Raw genomic sequence first — 410 nt, forward strand, 5'->3', positions numbered from 1 at the left:
GTGACGGTGTCGCCTGCTTTGGCGTCGCCGCCCACGCTGCCGGTCACGCTGATGGTTTGGGTGGCTTCTTCGCCGTTGATCACGTCGTCACCAGCGATGGTGTCGATGGTGATCGTGGCGCTGGCGTCGGTGTCGACGCCATAGTCACGGGCGGCGTCAGCACTGTAGGCGTTGCCTGCGGCGTCGCTACCGGTGACTTCAGCGGTCACGCTGTCGTTCTCGGCCAGCACGCTGCCCGGGACGTCGATGGCATAAGTGAGGTCTTCGCCCACGGTGCCTTCGTAGCTGTTGTCACCCACGGTCAGGGTGACGGTGTCGCCTGCTTTGGCGTCGCCGCCCACGCTGCCGGTCACGCTGATGGTTTGGGTGGCTTCTTCGCCGTTGATCACGTCGTCACCGGCGATGGTGTC

Annotated in this window: 1 protein-coding gene; it reads right to left on the minus strand. The window is 65.1% G+C overall.

What is annotated here, in order from left to right; all coding sequences use genetic code 11:
- A partial coding sequence (locus A6R74_RS11685) for an Ig-like domain-containing protein (protein WP_121499394.1) occupies nucleotides 1-410 on the minus strand: 410 nt, incomplete at both ends.

Origin of the sequence: Halomonas sp. ALS9 (assembly GCF_001651035.1) — a bacterium.
Lineage (GTDB): Bacteria > Pseudomonadota > Gammaproteobacteria > Pseudomonadales > Halomonadaceae > Vreelandella.